This is a genomic window from Chelatococcus sp. XZ-Ab1 (genome assembly GCF_029309855.1).
GTDB lineage: Bacteria > Pseudomonadota > Alphaproteobacteria > Rhizobiales > Beijerinckiaceae > Chelatococcus_A > Chelatococcus_A sambhunathii.
This window is the reverse complement of record NZ_JARKII010000007.1, coordinates 188,832-209,700: the sequence shown is the minus strand read 5'-3', so window position 1 is coordinate 209,700 and position 20,869 is coordinate 188,832. Positions and strand designations below refer to the sequence as shown.

The following is a 20,869-nucleotide window of genomic DNA, read 5'->3' as shown; positions in this document are numbered from 1 at the left end:
TCACGAGGCGCTTGCAATCACGCTTTTTGCCGAGCGTCACCGCCGAGGCGCCCGGTGGCGCCTCACGACCGCTCCTCGACGGCGTGGACCTTGAGCTGCCGCCGCTCGCCGCCGCGCGTCTCCCACGAGATCGACTGGCCGGCGGCGAGGCCGATGAGCGCGACGCCGATTGGAGTCAGGATGGAGATGCGGCCGGCCGCGATATCGGCCTCACCGGGGTAGACGAGCTCGACCGTCTGCACCTTGCCGGTCACCTCGTCCTCGAAGGTGACGCGCGAGCCCATGGCGACGACGGCGCTGCGCAGCTTGCCTGCGGGCAGCACCTTGGCCCGGTCGAGTTCGCCCAGGAGATTCTCGGCGAGCTCCGGCTGGCGATCTGCCGCGGCCTCGGCCAGCGCGTAAAGCCGGTCGAAATCCTCCTGCGAGACCGTGATGGGCGGACGGCGCAAGGCGCGGCGCGACGATACGGCGGACATGGAATAACCTCCCGATGAGCGTTCGACGGCCCGGTGCCGCTTCCTGACGGGCAGGCCGCTCGCGGAACGGCCCTCGCAGCGCGACCGCCTCTACGGCCGGCCGGCGCGCGGCGCCCTGGCCGCATGATGTGGATGACTGTCGTGTGATGTCGTGTATGGCCGGCCTACGCCGGCGGTCGTCAGGCCGAAGCCCGGCGGCTGCCCCGAACCCGGGCAGCCCAATGGCCACACCGCGTCCGGGGCTATATTCCCGCGATGAGAGAACCCGCGCGAAGCAGGAAACGGCGCTGTGGCACGACCTTCAACATCATCCATCGAATATGGGTTCGGCCGGAGCGGGTGTCAAACGGGCTGACGCGCTGCGGCCTGTGGACAGCGTCACTTCTCGGCGGCATCGAGCCGCGCGAGTTGGGTGGCGAACCAGGCACGCACCTCCGCGCCCGCCAGATCACCCAGCGCCAGCGCAGTTCTCTCGGCCCGCGGGTCCAGCGCAGCGCGGGCGAGGATATGCTGCATGCGATGCCCGGACATCACGAGGATGGCGAAATCCACCGCGATGCGCCTGCGTTCGTCCGGCGTGAGGGCGTCGAAGGCATCGAAAGCGAAGAGCACCCGCCGCTCCGCCATCCACGCCTCGAAAGGCATGGTGCGGATCGACAGGGCGAGGGCAGACCTGCCCTGGTCGTCGAGGCGCCCCCCGGTCACGTGGGTGGCAGCCAGCGCAAGCCAGGCATCGCCCGAACGGGGCGAGGCCCGCACGAGGCGCCGGCGCAGATCGGCGCAGGCCCCGCGCTGCCGCTCCGCCTCCTCGCCGCTCCGCCGCGCCACCAGCGCCAGCCACTCGCTGTCGCAGGCCAGTGCGGCAACGGCCAGAACCTCGCCCGATTCGACGCCGCCGACCGGTCCCGGAACGGGCGAATCAGCGATCGCGACGCGCGACAGCTGTCTTGCGCCGAACTCCGGCACAAGGGTTCCCATCGCGCGAACTGCCCAGCACTCGGACCGCAACATGACAAGACCGGCGGCGACCAGCGCGACGGCAGGGAGGAGGGTCGTGGCGCGCCTCATCGCGTCTGTCCCGAAAGGATGGGCAGAACGGCCAGCCCCGTAGCCCGACGCCGGGTAGCCGTGATGCCGCGTGCCGCATCACCCGCGGCCGCGAAGGTCAGCGCGAGCAGCGCGGTGGCGAAGCCGCGGCTCTCGATCAGCATGGCTTCGACCACATTCGCACCGATCAGGAAGACAGCGACGGCGAAAGGCATACAGCGCAAGGCTCCGAGCCGTGCCACGTCCTCCCGCAAGGCGAGACGCAAGGACTGGCGAAGGAGAACGAAGAGGACGAAGAGAGCGGCGAGGAGCCCGACGACGCCAAGGCCGATGAGAATGTCCATGTAGCCGCTGTGCGGATTGACGAAATCGTAGCCGAACATCGCTGTGATGGCCGGCCGAAGCACCTGGTAGCCGGCGCTGAAGCCGTAACCGAGCCAGGGATTCTCCCTCGCGAGATCGATCAGCAGGACCCACAATTGCCAGCGGCCGGTGAAGGTGAGGTCTCGGCCGAGGGCCATGATGCCGGCGGCGAGCAGCGCCTGCGACGCGAGCAGCAGCGGAACGAGGAAGAAGAGGCCAAGGACCAGCAGCACGCCGCGCAGGCTCCGCCCGGCCCCTTCGAGGAGGCGAAGCCCGGCCATGGCGGCAACCCCGATGACGAGCGCCGCATAGCCGCCGGCCGATTCCGACCGCACGAGACAAAGCACGGCCACGGCGGCGATAGCGAGACGCAGAACGAGCGGCCCGAGGGACGGCCCGGCGCAGAAGAGCCAGGTGATGCAGGTGAGGGCCGCCGCCTGACCCAGCAGCACGCGATGGTAGAAGACGCCCCGCCAGACACCGGCATGGATGGATTCGAAGGCATCCGTGCGCTGGTGCAACGCCTGTTCGGGCGCAGCGAAGGCAAAGAGCGCGCTGGCGAGGATGCCGATGGCGAGGACGATGGCGACCAGACGCAAGGTCTCGCGGGCGCCGAAATACGCAACATAGCCGCAGCCGAGGACGAAGGTCGCCGTGCTGGCGAAGGCCTTCTGCAATGTCACCCCCGGAAGCGGCGACCAAAAGGCAGACAACGCCGCGAGAAGCAGCACCGGGAAGACGGGCCACGCGCGCAGCAGCGTGGCTGCGAAGCGGCGCGGCACCATCAGGCCGAAGCAGAGGCCAAGGGCGTAGATGCCGATGAGCAGGCCGCGCAACAGCGGCGAATAGATCTCGATGGCCTGCTCGAAGTCGATGCCGACTATCTGCGGCCGAAAGACATCGAAAAGCACGACAAGCGCCGCCAGCGCAACCAGCCGGATCACGGCGGGCCTTTGAGCGACATCGCCATCCCCCGGGCGGCGCAGTTGCGCCTTGCCGGTTCCCGTCTGTTGCATCCGCGGCGCCCCGCTGGCTCCCGAAACATGAGACTACCGCCGCCCGGCACAAATTGCCACGCGCCCACGCGCGGGCGGCGCCGCAAGCGCTGGCCGGCCCACTGCTGGCGGGATAACAATGGACGGGATGGTGTCCCGGACAGGATTCGAACCTGTGACCTACGGTTTAGGAAACCGTTGCTCTATCCTGCTGAGCTACCGGGACAACCGCAGCCCCTTTAGCACATGATTCTCGAAATTGCAGCGCGGCACATGCATCATGTCGGCATCGCGGCCGTTCTCGTGGCGCTCATCGCAGCGGCGCCGGCTCGCGCAGCCTCCTGCCCGGGGCGCATCGCCGGCACGGCGCGCATCGCTGCCGTCACGCAGCATGGCGACTTCCGCCTCGACGACGGCCGCACGGTGCGACTTGCCGGCGCTGTGCTGCCGCAGGACGGGCCGGCGGCCGAAACCTGGCGTGGACGACTTGCAACACTCGCCGGAGAAGAGGTCACGCTTGCCGCAATCGGGGCGGGAACGGACCGCTGGGGCCGCAATGTTGCCTCAATCTTGGTCGGAAAGAACTTTTCGGCCGCGTGGGACGTTTTCCCACAACACGCGTCAACCGACGCCGAAGGCGCATCCGATGTCATGATGCTCGAGGAGCTGTTGGTGCGGAACGGTTTGGCGCGTGTGTGGCCGCAGTATGGCGTGAAGGGTTGCATACCGACGTTGCTCGCGGCAGAGACAGAAGCGCGGCGCGAGGTACGCGGGCTGTGGCGCGAAGCCGAGCATGCGGTGCGGGAGGCGAGCGATCTTGACGGGCTTGCAGCCTTGGCGGGGCGGTTCGCCATCGTCGAGGGCACGGTGGCGAGTGTAGGCGAGCGTACAGCCCGTACCTATCTCAATTTCGGCCGGAGCTGGTCTGAGGACATGACGGTCTCCGTCTCGAAACCGATCTGGGAGACCATGCGCGCGGCCGGTCTCTCTGCGGCCTCTCTCAAAGGGCGCCGGGTGCGTGTACGCGGCGTCGTCGAGCTGCGCGGCGGCCCGCTGATCGAGGTAACACGGGCGGAAGACATAGAGCGGATCGAGGTGGCCGGAACGGAATGAGCAGGCTGAGCGACAGGACAGGTCTGGTCTTGCCGGGACGTACCGCGCGTCTGGCGGCAGGACTTGCCATGGCACTTCTCCTGGCCGGCTGTGCTTTCGACAATAGCCGGCTGCCGGACACTGCCCCCCTGCCGCCGGCGGCGCCGCGGCTGACGGGGCTCGACCGGGCAGCAAGCCGCGAGCACCAGCAACTCGTCACCGCGCTCGGCGGCGAATACCGCAACGCCAGGGCCGAGCAGTTGCTGCAGCAGGTTGTGGCCAAGCTGGCGCCGGCGAGCGACCGTCCGGCAGAGAGCTATCGCGTCACCATCCTCAACTCCCCGACTGTCAACGCCTTCGCCCTTCCGACCGGCAACGTCTATGTCACGCGCGGTCTGCTCGCGCTCGCCAACGACACGTCGGAGATCGCCGGCGTACTGGCGCACGAGATCGCCCACGTCACCGCACGCCACGCTGTCGCGCGCGCGGAGATGGAGCAGCGCTCCATGCTCGTCAGCCGCGTGGTCTCCGAGGTGCTGAACGACCCGGCGGCGAGCGAGCAGGTGCGAGACGAGACGCGCCTGTCGATCGCAGGCTTCTCGCGCGCCCAGGAGCTCGAGGCGGACCGCATCGGCGTGCGCACCATCGCCAAGGCGGGTTACGACCCCTATGGTGCGGCGCGCTTCCTCGTCTCTCTCAGCCGCAACGCCGAGCTCAATGGAAGCTCGAGCCGGTCGGCCCAGGGGCAGAACTTCCTCTCGACCCACCCGACAACGCCGGAGCGCGTGTCCCAGGCCATCGCCGCGGCACGGCTGGCCAGCAGCACGCGGGCTGGGGCGGCCGACCGCAATGCCTATCTCAACGCCATCAACGGCATCGCCTATGGCGAGGACCCGGCCGACGGCGTCGTTCAGGGACGCCGCTTCCAGCATCCGCGCCTGGGCATCACCTTCGCCGGACCGGAGGGATTCCAGCTCGATAATACGGCCCAAGCCGTGTTCGGCGTCTCGCCCGACGGCTCGCATGCCCTCCGCCTCGACGCCGTCGAGCTGCCGCCGGCACAGAGCCTCCGGGACTTCCTCGCCTCGGGCTGGATCGAGGGCATGACGACCCAGAACATCACCGAGACGACGATCAACGGCCTGCCGGCGGCGACTGGCACCACCCAGGGCAAGGAGTGGTATTTCCAGCTGGCCGCCATCCGCGTCGACGGTGCCGTCTACCGCCTCGTCTACGCCTCGCGCGACAACAGCACCGCCACCATGCGCGCCTTCCGACAGACCCTCGCGAGCTTCCGCCGGCTCTCCACGCACGAAATCGCGTCCATCCGGCCGCGCCGCATCGCCTTGATCACGGCGCAGCCCGGCGACACGCCCGAGAGCCTCGCAAGCCGCATGTCGGCGCCCGACCGGCCGCTCGAGCGCTTTCTCGTGCTGAATGGCCTGACTGCGGGCAAGCCGCTGACGCCCGGCTGGACCTACAAGATCATCACGGAAGAATGATCGGCTGCGCGGCCTGCCAGGTCGCGGAACGGCGCGCCTGCGAATGGTGCAGGTGCATGCCGCGTGCCGCACGAGGCGGCCGGCCCCCGTCGCGAGCCAATGATGAAACCGGCGCAGCGCAAGCAAAGCCCGGGACCGCGCCGCCAGCAACGGCGATGGTCAGACAGCGAAAAGCCCGGCATTGCTGCCGGGCTCTTGTCTAACGCAGGGCTCAGGCGGCTTCTTCCTGGACGTCCTCGGCATCAAGGTCGGCATCGGCCTCGACCGGCACCTTCGCCGCCCGCTTGGGCGACTTGGCGAGGCTGTCCTCGATCAGCTTCAGCGCTTCGGTCTCGGTGACGCGGTTGACGGCCGAGATCTCCCGCACCATCCGGTCGAGCGCGGCTTCGTAGAGCTGGCGCTCACTGTAGGACTGCTCGGGCTGGGCATCGGAACGGTGCAGGTCGCGCACCACCTCGGCGATGGCGATGAGATCGCCCGAATTGATCTTGGCCTCGTACTCCTGGGCACGACGCGACCACATGGTGCGCTTGATGCGCGCGCGGCCGGTCAGCGTCTCCAACGCCTTGGCGACCAGCGGTGTCTCGGCGAGCTTGCGCATGCCCACGCTTGCCGCCTTCGTGGTCGGCACGCGCAGGGTCATCTTGTCTTTCTCGAATGTGATGACGAACAGTTCCAGCTTGAAACCGGCGACCTCCTGCTCCTCGATGGCGACGATCTGGCCGACGCCATGAGCGGGATAGACGATGGATTCCCCCGTCTTGAAACCCTGACGCTGGGCGGTCTTCTTGGCATTCGTCATGATAGTGGTCGCCTCCTGATCGCACTCGCCTCGAAACGGACGATACGCCCCACCACCGGGAAGGCTGATCCGCGGCGGTGGCACAACACCAGCGGGGCAGGAGGGACACCTCTGCCTCGCAAACTGATCTCAGTCGATGAACCCGTGTCGCGCAAAGGCCTTGGGCGCCTGCGAGGGACATCGCAGGTTCCGCTACTGACGTTCTTTGGCTGAACAAAGTACGGCGAAAACGACCGTGCCCATTGCGCTAACCGACTGTAGAACAACAACCTATCATAAAATGCAGTGAAAATCAAAGGCCTACCGCGCCGCACCCCGCGAGCGGGCGGGGCAAGGCGCTCAATCCCCTTCTCCCGGCTCGGGCGAAAAATACTTTTCCAGCTTCCCCGGGACGCCATCAAACTCCTTGGCATCGGCCGGGGGCTCGCGCTTCTGGGTGATGTTCGGCCACACCTTGGCGAAATCGGCGTTCAGCTTCAACCAGTTCTCAAGCGCAGGCTCCGTGTCCGGCTTGATCGCCTCGGCAGGGCATTCCGGCTCGCACACACCGCAATCGATGCACTCGTCGGGATGGATGACGAGCATGTTCTCGCCTTCATAGAAACAGTCGACGGGGCAAACTTCGACGCAATCCATATACTTGCAACGAATGCAGTTGTCGGTGACGACGTAGGTCATCCGCTTCTCCTGCCGCCTGGCCCCGTGTTCGAAGGCGGGCCCGCGCCCGTCCGTCGGTTGCGAAAGCGCGCTCTACCCGCTCCGCGTCCGCAAAGCAAGCGACGTCTCGTCGCGCGCGGCCGCGACGGCCGCGCGTGGATTGCGACCTCGCACATCCGCCCATCGTGTGACTTAAGGGGCCAGCCGGGACGATGCCAGAGCGCACTCATTCGCTGGCTGCAGAGCCGTCCTGCAAATTCTCGACATAGAGGGTGCGCGCTTCTGCCGCAGGCCCGCGGCGCGTACCGAGCGCCATGACGGTGACGACGAAAGTCCCGTGCGCGAGCGCGATCGTGAGGACATCCCCCCTGCCGATGCGGCGGGCGGGATCCTCCATGCGCCGGCCGTTGAGGCGCACGTGGCCGGCGGTCACCAGCCTGGCCGCGAGCGTGCGACTCTTGGCCATGCGCGCGTGCCACAGCCACTTGTCGAGACGCAGCCGCTCGGCTTCCTGCTCGGTCATGCACTCCGTCCGCGCTGGCGGCGGGACGCGAGGCCCCGTGGCGCCGCTACTTCTTGTCGTCCCGCGCTTCGAGCTGCTGCTTGAGGGCGAGCAGCTTGGCAAAAGGCGAATGGGGATCTGGCGCGCGCTCGTTGCGCTGTTCGTGGCGGCGCTCGCCGCGTCCCTCCCCGGGTTTGCCGCGACGCGGCCCGCCGTCGGCCCGTTTCTCGGATCGCCCTTCGGCCGGCCCGCCGTTGCGCGGCTGGGCCGAACGCATCGGTCCACGCACCGCCGGTCTGTCGGGACGCCCCGGCCCGCCCTCACGCGGCGCCTCGGCGCGGCCATGGCGGCGGCCGCGCTTTTCCGCGCCCTGCCGCTGCTGCGCGTGGTGATGATGCCGGTGCGGACGCCACACCTCGACGATAGCCGGCTCCGCCGGCGCTTCCGTTGCGCCTTCCTGCGCAGCAGGCTCGTCCACCCCACTCTCTCCCACGGGAGCAGGTTCCTGCGCGGCCAGTTCCTGGGCGACGACTTCCTGGGCGGTATCCTCTCGGGTGTTGGCCCCTTGCTCAGCCGGCTCGTCTGCCAACGGCGTCTCGCCGGCCGCATCCTCGGAGGCTGCCCGTTCGGCGATGGTCGCCCCGGTCTCGGCAACTGGCTCGGCCGGCGCATCCCCCTGCGCTTCGGCAGCCGCGTCCGGCAGACCGGGCTGCGGCGGCGTCACCTGACGGGGCGCCGGCACGAGCGGCACCGTGATGGCCGGCCCCGGGCGGCGGTCGACGACATAGCCCAGCGCCTTGAGGATCGAGGAGAAATCCTCGCCCGAGCAGCCGACGAGGGAGGTCATGGCGACGGTGACGACAAAGCCGTCGCCATCGGCCGCGCCGGCCGGCGGCTCGCCGGGCGTCGTGCCGGGCCGGTAGGCGATGGCCGGGCGGATGAGATCAGCGAGGCGCTCGAGGATGTCGACCCGCACGGCCCGCTCGCCGCAGACACGGAAGCCGGCGGCGCGATACAGCGCCTTCGGCGCCTCGGCATCGACGGGAATGGACGTGCGTCCGGAGGCGGCGAGATGGGGAATATCGTCGAGCCCCTTGACGTCGAGGCCGCCGTGCTTGAGCGCCCAGAGCTGCGCGGCAAGCGCCCGCGGCGCCGGCTTCAGGAGCTGGGGCAAGTAGAGATGATAGGCGCCGAACCGCACGCCCATGCGCCTGAGAGCGCCGCGCTGCTCCTGGTCGAGGCCCTTGACCTCCTGCGCCACGCGCGCCCTGTCTAGCACGCCAAGAGATTCGGCGATCTGGAACGCGATGCCACGGGCAATGCCATTGAGTTCGTTCGCCTCCTCGAGGGCGATAAGCGGCCCGAGCAGCTTGCCGACATGCGCCTTGAGCCAGAGGTCCAGCCGCTGCTCGACCTTGTCGCGCGCCGGACCACTCAGATGCTCGTCGGCGAGGATGCGCAGGCGCGGGCCCAGCAACTTCTCGCCCGGCACCAGCCGCGCTACGGCCTCGCCCATCCAGCGCACGACGCCATCGTTCGCGAGCACGAACGTATCATCCCCGGCGTTGGCCAGGCGCTCGGCGCGCATTTCGATCTCGCCGGCCAGCGCCTTCTGCGCTGCGGCGCGCAGGGCCTTGGCCTCGGTGCCGTCCGCCTGCGGGTCCGCGGCGAACTGAAATCCGTGGAGCTGGCCCACGTGCTGGCCCTCGACCAGCACATCCCCAGCGGCGGTGACTTCCGCTTCAAGCATCGCATTCTCTCTCAAACGCCGCATCAGGACGCTGGTGCGCCGGTCGACGAACCGACTGGCCAGACGCTCGTGCAGCGCATCCGACAGCCTGTCCTCTACCTGACGGGTTCGCGCCTGCCAATGCTCGGGATCGGTCAACCAGTCGGGACGGTTGGCGACGAAGGTCCATGTGCGCACCTGCGCGATGCGTGCGGAAAGTGTGTCGATGTCGCCGTCGGTGCGGTCGACGAGGCCGACCTGACGGGCGAACCAGTCCTCCGCTAGCACGCCGTTGCTGACGAGATCGCGGTAAATCGTGACGACGAGGTCGGCATGAGCGGCCGATGCGACGCGCCGGTAGTCCGGCACCTGGCACACCTCCCACAGCCGCTCGACCGCCGACCGCGAGCCGGCGAGGCGGCGCACCTCGGCATCGCGGGCAGCGATGTCGAGCGCCGCCTCGTCCTCGGCCGTGGGGGCGCGCGTCAACCCCTCCTCGCGCGGCGGCGCAGCGAGGCTGCGCTGCAGGGCAGCCAGCGAGGAGAAATCGAGGTCGGGATTGCGCCACTGCAACATGCGCACCGGATCGAAGGCATGGTCCTCGAGTGCCGTGACGAGCTCGGAATCGAAGGGCGGGCAGCGACCCGTCGTGCCGAAGGTGCCATCCCGCATGTGACGGCCGGCACGGCCGGCGATCTGGCCGAATTCGGCAGGGGTCAGCTGGCGAAAGCCGTAACCGTCGAACTTCCTCTCGCTGGCAAAGGCGACATGATCGACGTCGAGGTTGAGGCCCATGCCGATGGCATCCGTGGCGACGAGATAATCCACCTCGCCGGATTGGAAGAGCTCGACCTGGGCGTTACGCGTGCGCGGGCTCAGAGCTCCGAGGACAACGGCCGCCCCACCCTTCTGCCGTCGGATCAGCTCGGCGACGGCATAGACCTCCTCGGCCGAGAAGGCCACGACGGCAGAGCGCCGCGGCAGGCGCGTGATCTTCTTTTCTCCGGTATAGCTCAGTTGCGAGAGACGCGGCCGCGAGACGATGTTGGCCCCCGGCAGCAGCCTCTCGACGAGCGGGCGCATTGTGGCCGCGCCTATGATCAGGGTTTCGGAGCGGCCGCGCTGGTTGAGCAGCCGGTCGGTAAAGACGTGGCCGCGATCGAAGTCGCTAGCGAGCTGTATCTCGTCGATGGCGCAGAAGGCGACATCGAGGTCGCGCGGCATGGCCTCGACAGTCGCCACCCAGTAGCGGGCGTTGAGTGGTTTGATCTTCTCCTCGCCCGTGACGAGCGCGACCTGATCGGCGCCGGCGCGTTCGACGAGGCGGCCGTAGACCTCCCGCGCCAGCAGGCGCAGCGGCAGGCCGATTATACCGCTGTCGTGCGCCAGCATGCGCTCGATGGCGAGATGCGTCTTGCCCGTATTGGTCGGCCCAAGCACGGCGGTGACCCCGCGGGCGCGCACGGAAGGCGGCAATGATCGAAGAAGCATGCGATCCCGATTACGATAAACGGTCCGGCGCCGCGAAGCTTTGCTCCGGCACCCTCCTGTACCACAGCGGAACGCCCGCCCGCGCGCTTTTTAACGATGCGAACAGGCCACGAACGAAGGGAGCCCGAATCGCTGACTCGTGCAGAATCAGGATTCGTTCGCCACGACATATGGTGGCTGAACCTGCCCTGCGCCACAAACGACCGATATGGAACCTCCAGCCAAGGCACGGCGAAGCACTTGGAATGGTTAACGGGGCCGGCTTTCTGCAATTGGCAAATATTAACGCTCCGGATGGCCGCCGGCGGCCGCGACGTTAACGGTCAGGCCGAAACGGGAACGGAGGTGCGACGAATCACTGCCAATGCACCGTTCACGGTTCGGTCTGCGCAAGATATCGTGGCCGCCCCATGAGAGAGGCACAAGTTGCCGCCGGCGCTACGAGCGCGCGCCGCCCTGGAAACGCCGCGCGTTTACCACGCCGTGCTGAAATGGCACAGGCATCGGGACACGCACGCATTCCTTCTTCGCGGAAGCGTAAAGCGCCGGATCGGCCCCCGCTTTCAGTTCTGGGCGCGGACCGGCGACATGTCCCGGCCGAGGGGGACACCGTCCATCGTCAGGCTCGTCGCCTCGATCTCGCTGAGGCCGATGGGCGTGCGCACGGCGATGCGGTAGGGCATGAACAGGCGCGTGCCGGCGAGCGGCGCGAGCCACACCTGCATGTCCCTGTTCTCCTCCATGAACTTCGTCACCTTGCGGTTGGCACGATGCCCGGCAATGGCGGAATAGCGCACGTCGCAGACTGCGACAGGTCCCTGATAGCCGTTGCCGTTCACCGTGCGCACGGTCCTGGGCGTCAAGCTGATGTCATAACGGGCGGCCCCGTCGAAAATAGGCAGGGTGCGCCGGCAGGCGTTCGCGCTCACGCTCGCGGCATTCGTCCGCGACAGCGTGGCCGAGACGGGCATCAGAAGGGCGCTGACCGGATCGAGCACATTGCGCCGATGCGCATCAGTGACAGCGATTCGGTCGGGATGCGGCTCGATCTGCGGATTGACCTCGAGGGCCTGCACGGTACCGCCAGACATGGCCATGCGCACGGTGATGGATTTTTCGGAGCCTGCGGTGGTGATGGCAAAGGTGCCCGGGGCGGGGCGGCTGCCGTCGAGGCTGCCTGTTGCCGTGGCAGCCCCCTTGCCGCTGGTCATCACCCCTGCAAGGCCGGTGAGTTTGGCCCAGATCGACAGGTCATAGCGATCCCCGTCGATATCAGCCTTGACGGTGGCGACGCCGATCTTGAAGCCCATCAACGAAATGTCGTATCTCGCCTCGACCGTGCCGGCGGCGGCCTGCGACACGAAGGCCACCAAGGCGAGAGACGCGCCCGCGGACGCGCGAAGGCAGGCCGTGCTCCAGCCGGAGCGGCCCAGCATGCGGGGAAGAGACTTCCCTCGCCTCAATCGGTAGCGCGCCTGCATGTCGAACCCCGGGTGCCCGCTCGTCCTTAACTGGCCTGCGAATCAGTCCGAATCGTGGCGCTTCCCACGCCGTTTGGCGAGATGCGCGCGTTCACGTCCTTGACGAACACGGGCGAAGTCCACTATACACCCGCGACTTTCTCGGGACATGTGGTGCCCAGCCGCCGGCGACGGTTGCCGGTCATGGGGCTTTGCCTGGTCGGCGGCACCTGTAGCGTTGAGGACGAATCATCATGGCACGCCGTTGTGAACTGACGGGCAAGGCGGTTCTGACCGGCCACCTCGTGAGCCACTCGAACCGCAAGACCAAGCGCCGGTTCCTGCCGAACCTGTGCAACGTCACGCTGCAGTCGGATGCGCTCGGCCGCGCCGTTCGCCTGCGCATCGCCGCTGCCGCCCTGCGCTCGGTCGAGCACCGCGGCGGCCTTGATGCCTTCCTCGTCAAGGCGGCCGACGGCGACCTGTCGCAGGGCGCCCGCGCGCTCAAGCGCGAGGTCGAGAAGAAGCTCGCCGCCGCCGAATAAGGCCGGCGCGCCAGTCTTCCTGCGGGCGGCTCACGGCCGCCCGTTTGTGTTTGGGCACCCGCGACTGGTGAGAGAAGCCGACCATGGACCGTGATCGACGCCCCTTCTTGCCGGCGCGGACGCGCCGCCTATGGGCGCCGGTCACCGCCATGGCGCTGGTGGTACTCGCGTCCAACATCGCGGTGCAGCACCCCTTCACGCCCTGGGGCCTTGAGGATTACCTGACCTGGGGGGCCTTTACCTATCCGGTCGCTTTCCTCGTCACCGACCTTACCAACCGCCGCTATGGTGCCGCCACGGCACGCCGGCTCGTCATCGTCGGCTTCGTGCTTGCCCTGGCCGCTTCCGTCGTCGCGGCGAGCCCGCGCATCGCCTTCGCTTCCGGCACCGCCTTCCTCGTCGGGCAACTGCTCGACATCGGCGTGTTCAACCGTCTGCGCCGGCTCGCGTGGTGGAAAGCACCGCTGACCGGCAGCCTCCTCGGCTCAGCTCTCGACACGGCCCTGTTCTTCACCCTCGCCTTCGCGGGCGATGTGACCGATCTCGTCACCTATGGCGGCGGGCCGCTTGCAGCGACCGTTCCCGTCTGGATCGGCTGGGCAATCTGCGACTTCATCGTCAAGGTCGCGATGGCGCTCGCCATGCTGGTGCCCTACGGCGCCCTCATGGGCCTTGTCCGCCCTGCGGTCGAGGCCCGCGCCTCCTGAACGGCGCCTAGGGTGCCAGGGCGAATTCCAGCAGCAGCGTGCGCTGCATCATCGAGAAGTTGTTATCGGAGATGACGGTGAGGATGGTCTCGCCCGCGGCGCGGCGCACGGCGAGCCCCTCCATATTGTCGATCTCGTAGCCGTTGTCCGCCTCAATGAGCGCCATGCCGTCGAGGACGGCGCCCGGCACGAGCGCCCGTCCCTCGATGTGCCGGATGCGCATGCCGATGCTGAAGGGCGGCACGTAGCGCCGCTCCAGCACGATCAGATCGCCGCCGGGCAGGAAAGCGAGATCCGTCACGTCGAAGCCGTCCCGCCGGCTGAACGCGAACCGGCCGGGCCGCCGCCCGCCGATGATGAAGCCGACCGTCTCTTCCTCGTCCGAGCGCTCGGCAATGGCGACGATGGCTCCAGCGACGGGGCTGCCGCGCGGCGCGACGCCAATGGCTTCGAGCCCGCGATTGCGGGGCAGGCGACGCGCCTCGTCCGGGACGGCAAGACGTTCGGCGCGTGCCGCGACGCCCGACCGGGCCCAGTCGAACCTCAGGATCTGGTGCACGCGCTCGACGCCGACATAGGCGGTGCCGCCGGCGATCGTGAGGCTCTCGGTATCGTAAGCCGCGGTCGCCGCCAGCGGCACGCCGTTGCCCGCGAGCATCGGCGCCATCATTGCCTCGGCGAGGCCGACAAGGCGATCGCCCTGGCGCGCCGGCCGGGCGACGAACCATTCGGCCGCATCGGAGACCGCGACGAGCCGGCCGTCGTCCGCGAAAGCAAGGCCGGAAAAGCCACCGAATCCCTCATAATCCGCCTTGAGCTGCAGCCCGCCGCGAAAGACGAGCGCGCCGAAACGCTGCCGACCGGGATCGCCCGGACGGAAGGAATCGACGCGGCGCGCCTCGACAGTGAGGCGCACCGGCCCCCCCGGCACCGGCGGTCGGGCATTGACCCGATGCAGCCCGAAGGCGGCGAGACCCGCGGTCGCCAGCCCGCCCCCGAGGAGGGCGCGGCGCGTCGGCCACAGCCATCTCATGCGTGGAGGCGCTGGCGTCGGCCGGCGACGGGCGAGGCGCGGCTCGCCGTCTCGTCGAACAGCTCGGCAAGCTTCTCGGTCATCACGCCGCCGAGTTCCTCGGCGTCGACGATGGTGACCGCACGACGGTAATAGCGGGTGACGTCGTGGCCAATGCCGATGGCGATGAGCTCGACGGGCGAGCGCTCCTCGATCTCCGCAATGACGTGGCGCAGATGGCGCTCGAGATAGTTGCCCGGATTGACGGACAGGGTCGAATCGTCGACCGGCGCGCCATCCGAGATCACCATCAGGATGCGGCGCTGTTCGGGCCGCACCAGGAGGCGCTTGTGCGCCCAATCCAGCGCCTCCCCGTCGATGTTCTCCTTGAGGAGGCCCTCCCGCATCATCAGGCCGAGATTGCGCCGGGCACGGCGCCAGGGCGCGTCGGCCGCCTTGTAGACGATGTGGCGCAGGTCGTTGAGGCGACCGGGATTGGCCGGCTTACCGGACTGGAGCCACAGCTCGCGCGACTGCCCGCCCTTCCAGGCGCGCGTCGTGAAACCGAGGATCTCCACCTTGACACCGCAGCGCTCCAGCGTGCGGGCGAGGACGTCGGCGCAGGTTGCGGCCACCGTGATCGGCCGCCCGCGCATGGAGCCCGAATTGTCGATGAGCAGGCTCACCACCGTATCGCGGAAGTCGGTGTCCTTCTCGCGCTTGAAGGAGAGCGGCTGGAACGGATCCGTCACCACGCGCGGCAGACGCGCGGGGTCCAGTATCCCCTCTTCGAGGTCGAATTCCCAAGCCCGGTTCTGCTGCGCGAGAAGGCGCCGCTGCAGGCGGTTGGCGAGACGCGCCACGACGCCCTGGAGATTGGCGAGCTGCTTGTCGAGATAGCCGCGCAGCCGCGCCAGCTCCTCGGCATCGCAGAGCTCCTCGGCGGCAACCGTCTCGTCGAAGCGCGTCGAGAAGGCCTTGTATTCCGGGCCGCGCGGCTCGTTGGACAGCGATGTCGGCGGGCGGCGAGATTCGCCGGCATCGTCTGCCTCCGAAACATCGGCATCGTCGGGCATCTCACCGGAGGGCGCCTCGGCGGCCTCGCTCATGCCCTCCTCGAGCTCCTGCATGGCCTTGGCGGCGCTCTCCGACTCGCCGCCTTCATCCTGCGACTGGCGCTCGCCCTCGCCCTCGTTCTCGTCCTGCTGCTGGTCGGACTTGTCCTCGCTGTCCTCGTCCGCCTCGTCCTCGGCGTCGAGATCCGTCTCGTCGGCCATGTCGAGGCTTACGAGAATGTCACGCACGCCGCGGGCGAACAGGCGTTGGTCCTCCACCGACGCAACCAGCCTGTCGAGCTCGCGGCTCGCCTTGTCCTCGACCACGTCGCGCCAGATGTCGACGAGCTTGCGCGCGGACGGCGGCGGGCGCTGGCCGGTCAGCCGCTCGCGCACGATCATGGCGACCGCCTCCTCGATGGGCGCATCACTGCGATCGGCGACGTCCTGCATGTTCGCGCGGTGGCAACGGTCCTCGAGCATCGCCGAGAGATTGGCGGCGACACCGCTCATGCGCCGCGCGCCAATGGCCTCGACACGCGCCTGCTCGACGGCATCGAACAGCGCCCGCGCAGCCTGCCCGTCCGGGGCAAAGCGGCGATGCACGGCCTCGTCGTGACAGGCAAGCCGGAGCGCCATCGCATCGGCATGGCCGCGCAGGATGGCGGCGTCCGCCTCGCTCATGCGGCGCGGCGGCTCGGGCAGGCGCGCGCGCTCGCCGACGAGTGCCGGCCGATCCACGGCAAAAGCGACGTCGAGCTCCGGCCGACGAGAGATGGCCCGCATCGTGCCGGCGACGGCGCGCTTCAGCGGCTCGCTCGGCGCCTCCTTCGACGTGGCGGGCTTGCGGTTGGAGATGCTCACGGCGCTGCCCTCTCGTCTCCCGTCAGCTCAGGGCGACGTTGACAGCCGATTCCGGCAAGTCCTTGCCGAAGCAGCGCTGATAGAACTCCGCCACCAGCGGCCGCTCCAGTTCGTCACACTTGTTGAGGAACGTCACACGGAAGGCAAAGCCGATGTCGTCGAAGATGTCCGCATTCTCAGCCCAGGTGATGACCGTGCGCGGACTCATGACCGTCGACAGGTCACCATTGATGAAGGCGTTGCGCGTCAAGTCCGCCAACCGCACCATCTTGTTGACGATGTCGCGACCCTCGCCGCTCTGGTAGTGCTTGGCCTTGGCGAGGACGATCGCCACTTCCTTGTCGTGCGGCAGGTAGTTGAGCGTCGTCACGATCGACCAGCGGTCCATCTGGCCCTGGTTGATCTGCTGCGTGCCGTGGTAGAGGCCCGAGGTGTCGCCGAGGCCGATGGTATTGGCCGTGGAGAACAGGCGGAAGGCCGGATGCGGGCGGATAACGCGCTTCTGGTCGAGCAGCGTCAGCTTGCCGGACAGTTCCAGCACGCGCTGGATGACGAACATCACGTCCGGACGGCCCGCATCGTATTCGTCGAAGACGAGGGCGACGTTGTGCTGCAGCGCCCAGGGCAGGATGCCGTCCTGGAACTCGGTGACCTGCTTGCCTTCCTTGAGCACAATCGCGTCCTTGCCGACGAGATCGACGCGGCTCACATGGCTGTCGAGATTGATGCGCACGCAGGGCCAGTTGAGGCGCGCCGCGACCTGCTCGATATGCGTCGACTTGCCGGTGCCGTGATAGCCCGTGACCATGACACGGCGGTTGCGGGCAAAGCCCGCGAGGATGGCGAGCGTCGTCTCCCGGTCGAACAGATAGTCGGGATCGAGGTCGGGCACGTGTTCTTCGGGCGTCGAATAGGCCGGCACCTCGAGATCGGTGTCGATGCCGAAGACCTGCCGCACGGATAGCTTCATGTCGGGCAGGGAATTCGCGCTCGTATCGGTGGTCGCTTGCATGGCTCCTCACAATCGGCGGGACCTCCCGCCGCGTCGCGGCAGAGTTTCACCGCCTCCGCCCGCGGGCAAGCCCAAATATATCGATATGACTCTCGATATAGGCTCGCGCCGGCGCGCACAAATCACCATGCGTCATCGTGACCATCACGACGACAGGTGGTTCAGCACAAGCCGACCGTCTTCAGGGTATTGTAGGCGCGGATGATCTCCTGCAGCCGCGCCTCGAAGGACCGGTCGCCGCCGTTGGCATCGGGGTGAAAACGTTTCACGAGCTGCTTGTAGCGCGCCTTGATCGCGGCTGCATCCGCCACCTCCTCGAGCCCGAGGGTATCGAGGGCCTGGGCCGCTGGCGCGGACAGGCGCCGAACCGGCTCGGCACGGCGAGCCGCACCCTGTGCCTCGCGGGCGCCGGCGAAGAAATCGAACGGATCGACCACCTCGGCCTCGTCATCGGCCCTGGCATAGGCGGCCGAGCGCATGCGTGCGGTGCCGTTAACGCCCATCTTCCATGTCGGCCGGTGGCCGATGACCGAATCCTTCTGGTAGGCGGCGACGGCATCCTCGCTCATGCCGGCGAAATAATTGTAGGACTGGTTATAGGCGCGCACATGCTCAAGGCAGAACCGAAAGTACTGGCCCTCCTGCCCCCGCCCTTTCGGTGCCCGGTGCAGGCCGAGGCCCGCGCAGCCCGGATGCTCGCACACCGGGTCGTCGCGACGCGCCGTCTCCTCCGCCGCGGGGCGGACACGGATGCGATCGAAGAGGGGCGAGTTGAGATTCATGACTCAAAGCTTATGTGAGACGCGGTTGTCAGAACAAGTGCCGCAGAGACACAGCGGCGTTGCAATGCAGGGGGCACCCATGGGCTTGAAGGACGACATCGGCGCCAAACTCACGGCGGGGCTCTCCCCCACCCACATCACGGTCACGGACGAATCGGGCAACCACATCGGCCATTCCGGCTGGCGTCCGGGCGGCGAGACGCATTTTCGCGTCGAGATCACCGCCCCGGCCTTCGCCGGCAAGAGCCGCGTCGAGCGTCACCGCATGGTCAACGCCCTTCTCGCCGAGGAGTTCGCCAACGGCATGCACGCGCTGGCGGTGATCGCGCGGGCGCCGGGAGAATAGATGGATAGGCAATAGGCAATAGGCAATAGGCAGTCGGATCCCCCCGACTGCCTATTGCCAACGGCCTGAGGTCGCGGCTCGGCCGCGACTTTACTTGATGCGCTCGAGCACCGACACGTAGTTGGCGACTGCCGCCCCGCCCATGTTGAAGATGCCGGCAAGGGTCGCGCCTGGCACCTGGATGCCCCCGGCCTCGCCGCACAGCTGCATGGCGGAGAGCACGTGCATGGAGACACCCGTCGCGCCGATGGGATGGCCCTTGGCCTTGAGGCCGCCGGAGGGATTGACCGGCAGGCGCCCGCCCTTCTCCGTCCAGCCCTCCTTGATGGCGCGCGCGCCCTCGCCCTCGGGCACAAGGCCCATGGCCTCGTATTCGATGAGCTCGGCGATGGTGAAGCAATCGTGCGTCTCGACGAAGGACAGGTCGTCGAGCGTCAGGCCGGCGCGGTCGAGCGCATCGGCCCAAGCCTTGGCGCAGCCCTCGAACTTGAGGATATCGCGGCGCGACAGGGGCAGGAAGTCCTGGGCATGGGCCGTGCTGCGGAAAGCGACGGCCCGGCGCATCTTCAAGGCCGTCTCGATATCGGCGAGCACGATGGCCGCCGCGCCATCGGAGACGAGGGAGCAGTCCGTGCGCTTCAGCGGCCCTGCGACGATGGGGTTCTTCTCGCTCTCGGCGCGGCAGAAGTCGAAGCCGAGATCCTTGCGCATCTGGGCGTAGGGGTTGTCGACGCCGTTCCTGTGGTTCTTGGCCGCGATCATGGCGAGCGCGTCGGACTGGTCGCCGTGGCGCTGGAAATAGGCAGCGGCGATCTTGCCGAAGACGCCGGCGAAGCCGCCGGTGATGTCGCCTTCCTCTTTGAGATAGGAGGCCTTGAGCAGGTTCTTGCCGATCTCGGGACCGGGCGTCGTCGTCATCTGCTCGACGCCGACGACAAGCACGACGCGCGCATCACGGGCGGCGATGGTCTTGAGGCCCTGCTGGACGGCGGCCGAGCCGGTGGCGCAGGCGTTCTCGACGCGCGTGGCCGGCTTGAAGCGGAACGCGGGATCGGCCTGCAGCACGAGCGAGGCCGTGAAGTCCTGCTGCGAGAAGCCGCCGTTGAAATGGCCGAGCACGATCTCGTCGACATCGTCGGCGCTGATGCCGGCATGGGCGAGCGCCTCGTTGGCGACGCGGACGATGAGGCTTTCGACGCTCTCGCTGTCGAGCTTGCCGAACGGCGTATGGGCCCAGCCGACGATTGCCGCGGTCATTCCTGGTATCCTCCCATCATTGTGCGGCGCACTGTGCACCCGCCTATGACGGGTCGCAACCCGATTATCGCTCATATCACTGTGCGGCGAAGAGCATGGCGACGCCAAGGCAGACGAGGAGCATGCCGGCGATCTCGCGCCGCGACGCGGACTGGGCGAAGAGGCGCCGCGCCGCGATCTGGGCGAAGAACACCTCGACGAGGGCGAGGGTGCGCACGTTGGCCGCGCTCGTGAGCGAGAAGCCGACGAACCAGAACTGCGAGGCGAGCGCACCCATGAAGCCGGCAAATAGGGACGGCCGCCAAGCCCGGAAGCTGCCGATGAGCGCGCCCCTGTCGAAGAGGGCAAGATAGGCGAGGAGCACCAGCGTCTGGATGCCGAGCCCGAAGACGAGCGTCGTCGTCGCCCGCACCAGGAACGAGCCTTCCGGCAGGGCGAGGATGGCGCCGCGGAAGCCGATGGCGGCGAGCGCGAAACACGCGCCGGAGGCGATGCCGGCGAGCGCCGGCCCGCCGCGGGCAAGGGAAGAGAGGCGGCTGACCGGCTTCACGGACATCAGGATGACGCCGAGCGTCGCGACGACGACCGCGCCGGCGCCGAGCATGGTCAGCCGGTCGCCGAGGACGATGAGGCCGAAGAGGGCGACCTGCACCGGCTCGCTCTTGGTATAGGCGATGGTGACGGCGAAGCCCTCGCGGCGCATGGCGGCGAGCATGAGCGCGGTCGCCGCGATCTGGGCCAGCGCACCGGCCGTGACAAAAGCGAGGAAGCCCGCGCCCGGCGCCGGCAAACCCTCCCCCGTCACGGCGGTGACAAGCCCGAGGAAGATGAGGGCGAAGGGAAAGCCATAGAGGAAGCGCACCTGGGTCGCGCCGACCGTGCCGAGCACATCGGTCAGGCTGCGCTGCATGGCATTGCGCAGGGTCTGCGCGGCGGCGGCCGCGATGGTGGCGGGAATCCACAGAAGGGCTGTGACCACGGCGAAACTGTCCGGTGAAACGCGGATGTGGAAGACGCCACCGTCCGCCCGGACGCTGCCGCAATTGCTGTCTACAGGCCGCTGCGACCCTATGCAAATCAGACGATACAGGTTACGACTGACCAGCGAAAACGCTTGCCTTCCGGGTTGGACGCCGGGAAGGACTGCTTCGGGCCGCATCGCACCACGGTGTC

19 protein-coding genes and 1 tRNA gene are annotated in these 20,869 nt (G+C 68.0%); 5 read left to right on the top strand and 15 right to left on the bottom strand.

The features are described from left to right. Window positions 1-62 precede the first annotated feature (62 nt). The 4 genes from rnk to P2T65_RS12455 all read right to left on the bottom strand — a co-directional run bounded on the left by rnk (window position 63) and on the right by P2T65_RS12455 (window position 3,107). Window positions 63-476, bottom strand: a complete 414-nt coding sequence (gene rnk / locus P2T65_RS12470) for a nucleoside diphosphate kinase regulator (protein ID WP_276199883.1) — start codon at window positions 474-476, stop codon at window positions 63-65. A 378-nt stretch (window positions 477-854) separates the two neighbouring features. Further along, window positions 855-1,544 (bottom strand): hypothetical protein, encoded by a 690-nt coding sequence (locus tag P2T65_RS12465; RefSeq protein ID WP_276199882.1) that lies wholly within the window; start codon window positions 1,542-1,544, stop codon window positions 855-857. Next, a complete protein-coding gene (locus tag P2T65_RS12460; RefSeq protein WP_055459745.1) occupies window positions 1,541-2,902 on the bottom strand; it encodes an O-antigen ligase family protein in 1,362 nt (453 codons plus the stop codon). The genes P2T65_RS12465 and P2T65_RS12460 overlap by 4 nt, the downstream gene beginning before the upstream one ends. Window positions 2,903-3,030: 128 nt before the next feature. Then, a tRNA-Arg gene (locus tag P2T65_RS12455) sits at window positions 3,031-3,107 on the bottom strand. Between the two features lie 20 nt (window positions 3,108-3,127). Here P2T65_RS12455 and P2T65_RS12450 point away from each other — a divergent pair. Further along, window positions 3,128-3,994, top strand: a complete 867-nt coding sequence (locus P2T65_RS12450) for a thermonuclease family protein (protein ID WP_276199881.1) — start codon at window positions 3,128-3,130, stop codon at window positions 3,992-3,994. A 68-nt stretch (window positions 3,995-4,062) separates the two neighbouring features. Beyond that, window positions 4,063-5,475: a M48 family metalloprotease gene (locus P2T65_RS12445; RefSeq protein ID WP_082464834.1), complete on the top strand. Its 1,413-nt coding sequence runs from the start codon at window positions 4,063-4,065 to the stop codon at window positions 5,473-5,475. 211 nt (window positions 5,476-5,686) lie between these two features. Here P2T65_RS12445 and P2T65_RS12440 read toward each other — a convergent pair whose 3' ends face one another. The 5 genes from P2T65_RS12440 to P2T65_RS12420 all read right to left on the bottom strand — a co-directional run bounded on the left by P2T65_RS12440 (window position 5,687) and on the right by P2T65_RS12420 (window position 12,017). After that, entirely contained in the window at window positions 5,687-6,277 is a 591-nt protein-coding gene (locus P2T65_RS12440) for a CarD family transcriptional regulator (protein ID WP_055459747.1), read from the bottom strand. 339 nt (window positions 6,278-6,616) lie between these two features. Continuing rightward, window positions 6,617-6,955 (bottom strand): ferredoxin FdxA, encoded by a 339-nt coding sequence (fdxA, locus tag P2T65_RS12435; RefSeq protein WP_055459748.1) that lies wholly within the window; start codon window positions 6,953-6,955, stop codon window positions 6,617-6,619. Between the two features lie 205 nt (window positions 6,956-7,160). Next, a complete protein-coding gene (locus tag P2T65_RS12430; RefSeq protein ID WP_055459749.1) occupies window positions 7,161-7,457 on the bottom strand; it encodes an RNA-binding S4 domain-containing protein in 297 nt (98 codons plus the stop codon). A gap of 46 nt (window positions 7,458-7,503) precedes the next feature. Continuing rightward, entirely contained in the window at window positions 7,504-10,656 is a 3,153-nt protein-coding gene (locus tag P2T65_RS12425; protein WP_055459750.1) for a helicase-related protein, read from the bottom strand. Between the two features lie 563 nt (window positions 10,657-11,219). Then, window positions 11,220-12,017, bottom strand: a complete 798-nt coding sequence (locus tag P2T65_RS12420) for a DUF3108 domain-containing protein (protein ID WP_186438018.1) — start codon at window positions 12,015-12,017, stop codon at window positions 11,220-11,222. 353 nt (window positions 12,018-12,370) lie between these two features. Here P2T65_RS12420 and rpmB point away from each other — a divergent pair, with 353 nt between their 5' ends. Both rpmB and P2T65_RS12410 read left to right on the top strand, forming a co-directional pair. Continuing rightward, window positions 12,371-12,661: a 50S ribosomal protein L28 gene (rpmB, locus tag P2T65_RS12415; protein WP_055459752.1), complete on the top strand. Its 291-nt coding sequence runs from the start codon at window positions 12,371-12,373 to the stop codon at window positions 12,659-12,661. An 83-nt stretch (window positions 12,662-12,744) separates the two neighbouring features. Beyond that, on the top strand, window positions 12,745-13,368 hold the full coding sequence (locus tag P2T65_RS12410; protein ID WP_063188191.1) for a queuosine precursor transporter: 624 nt from the start codon (window positions 12,745-12,747) through the stop codon (window positions 13,366-13,368). Window positions 13,369-13,375: 7 nt separating this feature from the next. On the opposite strand, the gene P2T65_RS12405 is transcribed toward P2T65_RS12410, so the two are convergent. The 4 genes from P2T65_RS12405 to P2T65_RS12390 all read right to left on the bottom strand — a co-directional run bounded on the left by P2T65_RS12405 (window position 13,376) and on the right by P2T65_RS12390 (window position 18,093). Further along, window positions 13,376-14,401: an esterase-like activity of phytase family protein gene (locus P2T65_RS12405; RefSeq protein ID WP_276199880.1), complete on the bottom strand. Its 1,026-nt coding sequence runs from the start codon at window positions 14,399-14,401 to the stop codon at window positions 13,376-13,378. Then, the gene (gene cobT / locus P2T65_RS12400) at window positions 14,398-16,299 is read right to left on the bottom strand and encodes a cobaltochelatase subunit CobT (RefSeq protein ID WP_276199879.1); all 1,902 of its coding nucleotides are present in this window, start codon (window positions 16,297-16,299) and stop codon (window positions 14,398-14,400) included. Before cobT ends, P2T65_RS12405 begins: the two co-directional genes overlap by 4 nt. 22 nt (window positions 16,300-16,321) lie before the next feature. Next, window positions 16,322-17,311 carry a cobaltochelatase subunit CobS gene (gene cobS, locus P2T65_RS12395; RefSeq protein ID WP_055459756.1) on the bottom strand — a complete coding sequence of 330 codons (990 nt, stop codon included), beginning with the start codon at window positions 17,309-17,311 and terminating at the stop codon, window positions 16,322-16,324. A 161-nt stretch (window positions 17,312-17,472) separates the two neighbouring features. Further along, the gene (locus tag P2T65_RS12390) at window positions 17,473-18,093 is read right to left on the bottom strand and encodes a DnaJ domain-containing protein (protein ID WP_055459757.1); all 621 of its coding nucleotides are present in this window, start codon (window positions 18,091-18,093) and stop codon (window positions 17,473-17,475) included. A gap of 79 nt (window positions 18,094-18,172) precedes the next feature. Here P2T65_RS12390 and P2T65_RS12385 point away from each other — a divergent pair, with 79 nt between their 5' ends. Then, on the top strand, window positions 18,173-18,439 hold the full coding sequence (locus P2T65_RS12385) for a BolA family protein (protein ID WP_276199878.1): 267 nt from the start codon (window positions 18,173-18,175) through the stop codon (window positions 18,437-18,439). 90 nt (window positions 18,440-18,529) lie between these two features. Here the strand turns inward: P2T65_RS12385 and P2T65_RS12380 are convergent, their stop codons facing one another. Together P2T65_RS12380 and P2T65_RS12375 are read right to left on the bottom strand one after the other, a co-directional pair. Continuing rightward, entirely contained in the window at window positions 18,530-19,696 is a 1,167-nt protein-coding gene (locus tag P2T65_RS12380; protein ID WP_276199877.1) for an acetyl-CoA acetyltransferase, read from the bottom strand. A gap of 76 nt (window positions 19,697-19,772) precedes the next feature. Next, a complete protein-coding gene (locus P2T65_RS12375; protein WP_082464836.1) occupies window positions 19,773-20,675 on the bottom strand; it encodes a DMT family transporter in 903 nt (300 codons plus the stop codon). Window positions 20,676-20,869: the final 194 nt, after the last annotated feature.